Consider the following 3,245-nt stretch of genomic DNA (forward strand, 5'->3'; position numbering starts at 1 on the left):
CCGGTACCCGCCGTGAAGATATGATGTTTGATGAAATGTCGCTGCAGCGTCTGTGGATTCTGCGTCGCCTGCTGACCGAGATGGAAGATGTTCAGGCCATCGAGTTCCTGCTCGATAAGCTGCGTCAGACCAAAACCAATGACGACTTCTTCGACTCTATGCGCGGTGGTTCAGGCAAATAAGCCTGACCTGCGCGACCAGAAAGGCCTCCCTTGCGGAGGCTTTTTTATGTCTGCAGGAAACGCGTGCATACAAACAGCGCGCATAAAAAAACCGCCCGCAGGCGGTTTTATAAGAGAGACGGTTTAATCATAAAACCGCATCGGCATCAGGCTGGCATTAATGCCCCACCCATGGCTTCTTTCAGTTTCTTCATCGCGTTCTTTTCCAGCTGACGGATACGCTCAGCAGATACCTGATAAACCGCCGCCAGATCGTGCAGAGTGGCTTTTTCTTCACTCAGCCAGCGCTGCTGCAGAATTGCACGGCTGCGCTCATCCAGCTGATCCAGCGCCATATGCAGACGGTCGTTGGAATCCTGCTCGAAGTTATCCGACTCAACCATCAGTGCCGGATCAGCACTGTGATCTTCCAGATAATGAGCCGGAGCCTGATAGGCGGTTTCGTCATCGTCATCGACGCCGGCATCAAAGGCCGCATCGTAAGCATTCAGACGACCTTCCATCTCGAATACGGTTTTGGTTTCCACACCGAGATCTTCGGCAATGGATTTGGCTTCTGCCTGGCTCAGCCAGCCCAGACGCTTCTTCTGGCTGCGCAGGTTAAAGAACAGCTTACGCTGGGCCTTGGTGGTGGCCACTTTAACGATGCGCCAGTTGCGCAGAATAAATTCGTGAATTTCGGCCTTGATCCAGTGCACAGCGAAGGACACCAGACGCACACCCACTTCCGGGTTAAAACGCTTAACAGCCTTCATCAGGCCAACGTTACCTTCCTGAATCAGGTCAGCCTGATTCAGACCATAGCCGGAGTAGCTGCGGGCAATATGGACAACAAAACGCATGTGCGCCATAACCAGACGGCGTGCGGCTTCGAGATCGGCGTGATAATGAAGTTGTTCCGCCAGATGCTTCTCTTCTTCCGGGGTGAGCACAGGAATCGCATTAACCGTGGCAATGTACGACTCCAGGTTTGCACCAGGGGACAAAGCGTTAACGGCTTGCATACCTTTGTTCATTGAACCTTCCTCTTAATGCCTCTGTGAGGTGCTTTTTGCAGCCTCTGCGAAGTATGTTGGCGACTGAGTTTAGCACTTGCAAAGTCTGACAGCCAATATGCCATTGAGTTCCTTTACGGAACAATACATTCAGTTTTGACCAGATCAGGGCTCTATATGATCTAAATGCCGACTGACCGACCACCAGGCGCCTAACCAGCCCAGCAACATCGCCGCCAGCAGCAACGCCATCGCGGCTCCTGCCGACAGCGGTTTCAGTTCAAAGCCCGAACCATAAAGCTCAGCCAGATCCGCCACCGGGCCGTTCAGCAACGCCCAGCACAGAATCAGCAATAACCAAGCCAGCAGGCCACCCACCATGCCATACCATAACCCGGTATACAGGAACGGGCGGCGCACATAAGCGTTGGTACCACCGACCAGCTTCACCACGCGGATTTCGTCCACCCGTGCGGCAATCGCCAGGCGGATGGTATTGCCGACCACCAGCAGAATCGCCAGCGCCAGCAACACACCCAGCACGCCAATTAAACGCTCGGCCAGTGCCAGCATCGCCTGCAGTCGTTCCACCCAGGCCATATCCAGCTGCACACTATCGACCAGCTGGTAGGATTTAAGTTGCTCAATCAGGCGTAACAACGCGGCCTGTTCGATGCCCAGCGGCGGCTCTACAAGAATGACGGCAGGCAACGGATTTTCCGGCAGAAAATCCAGTGCCGCCTGCAGGCCACTGTTATCGCGGAAATCATCCAGTGCGGTATCAGCATCGATAAATTCGGTATTGGCCACGCTGTCGAGGGCGGCAATGCGGTCACTCAGCTGCTGGCCCTGCTGCTCGGTCGCCTTTGGTGTCAGATACAGCGTGATCCGCCCCGATGCCTGAAAGCGGCCGCTGAGCTGCTCCATATTATCCAGCGCCATCCACAGCGCGCCCGGTAAGGTCAGGGCAATGGCAATCACCATCCAGGTCAGCAGGCTGCCCAGCGGGTTGCTCAGCAGACGCATCAGGGTTTCCACCGCCACCAGCTGATGGTTCGCCGCCCAGGCATTCAGCCGCTTGCGCATGCCGATTTCCTGCAGCGATGCACCGGCCTGGGTTTTTACGCTGTTTTTTGGCTCAGCCATAAATACCTCCGGCACCGGCGATCTGACCTTCGTGCAGATGACCGTGATCGAGGATCAGGCGGCGGTGTCCCATGTGTTCAATCAGGGCGATATCGTGGCTGGCAATAAGCACGGTGACACCCACCTGCTGGAAGCGCAGAAACAGATTCATAATCTCGGCCGACAATTCAGGGTCGAGGTTACCGGTTGGCTCATCCGCCAGCAGCAGTGCCGGCTTGTTCACCACCGCACGGGCAATACCAACGCGCTGTTGCTCACCGCCGGACAGTTCGATCGGGTTGCGTTTTTCCATGCCCAGCAAACCAACCGAATCAAGGGCCGCACGCACACGGCGTCCGGCTTCGGCCGGGGTATAACCGGCAATCTGCAGAGGGAGGGCGACGTTATCAAAGACGCTGCGGTCAAACAGCAGCTGGTGATTCTGGAACACCACGCCAACTTTGCGGCGCAGGTAAGGGATTTGCCCGGCGCGCAGGCGCCCGAGGTTCTGACCATCGACAAACACCTGACCACGGGAAGGACGCTCCATCAGCATCATCAGCTTCAGCAACGTACTTTTGCCGGCACCGCTGTGCCCGGTAAGAAATGCAAATTCGCCACGGGCCAGCTCAAAGCTGATGCCACTGAGGGCTTCTTTGCCTCCGGGGTAACGTTTACCGACCCGGTCAAACTGCACCATGGTCATATCCGGCTCCTGTTTTTATGTTTGTTATATCAGTCGACTGGACCTGTTCGCGACCGTCAGCCGTTGTCGTTCTGCTCGCGCTGGAACAGTGCACGGGTAAATTCTTCGGCATTAAAAGGACGCAGGTCATCGATACCTTCGCCCACACCGATATAACGTACCGGCAGGCCAAAGTGGCGGGCCAGCGCGAAAATAATACCGCCCTTGGCAGTGCCATCGAGCTTGGTCAGGGTCAGG

Annotated in this window: 3 protein-coding genes and 2 pseudogenes; 1 reads left to right on the forward strand and 4 read right to left on the reverse strand. The window is 56.1% G+C overall.

What is annotated here, in order from left to right; all coding sequences use genetic code 11:
- Positions 1-182 (forward strand): annotated as a pseudogene (rho, locus tag B3P58_RS00710) (transcription termination factor Rho); the annotation flags it as partial.
- A 146-nt stretch (positions 183-328) separates the two neighbouring features.
- Here the strand turns inward: rho and rpoH are convergent.
- From rpoH to B3P58_RS00730, 4 genes and pseudogenes are all read right to left on the reverse strand, one after another.
- Positions 329-1,198 (reverse strand): RNA polymerase sigma factor RpoH, encoded by an 870-nt coding sequence (rpoH, locus tag B3P58_RS00715; RefSeq protein ID WP_230331001.1) that lies wholly within the window; start codon positions 1,196-1,198, stop codon positions 329-331.
- Between the two features lie 144 nt (positions 1,199-1,342).
- Entirely contained in the window at positions 1,343-2,323 is a 981-nt protein-coding gene (ftsX, locus tag B3P58_RS00720; RefSeq protein ID WP_230331000.1) for a permease-like cell division protein FtsX, read from the reverse strand.
- On the reverse strand, positions 2,316-3,002 hold the full coding sequence (gene ftsE, locus B3P58_RS00725) for a cell division ATP-binding protein FtsE (protein ID WP_230331054.1): 687 nt from the start codon (positions 3,000-3,002) through the stop codon (positions 2,316-2,318). The genes ftsX and ftsE overlap by 8 nt, the downstream gene beginning before the upstream one ends.
- A 62-nt stretch (positions 3,003-3,064) precedes the next feature.
- A pseudogene (locus B3P58_RS00730) lies at positions 3,065-3,245 on the reverse strand (signal recognition particle-docking protein FtsY); the annotation flags it as partial.

This window comes from Thalassolituus sp. UBA2009 (genome assembly GCF_002335285.1).
GTDB classification, from domain to species: Bacteria; Pseudomonadota; Gammaproteobacteria; order Pseudomonadales; family Oceanobacteraceae; genus Venatoribacter; species Venatoribacter alkanivorans.

What these genes read in the sequence shown, in the direction of transcription:
- ftsX (WP_230331000.1), bottom strand. Translation starts at nt 2,323, where the DNA reads ATGGCTGAGCCAAAAAACAGCGTAAAAACCCAGGCCGGTGCATCGCTG.
- ftsE (WP_230331054.1), bottom strand. Translation starts at nt 3,002, where the DNA reads ATGGTGCAGTTTGACCGGGTCGGTAAACGTTACCCCGGAGGCAAAGAA.
- rpoH (WP_230331001.1), bottom strand. Translation starts at nt 1,198, where the DNA reads ATGAACAAAGGTATGCAAGCCGTTAACGCTTTGTCCCCTGGTGCAAAC.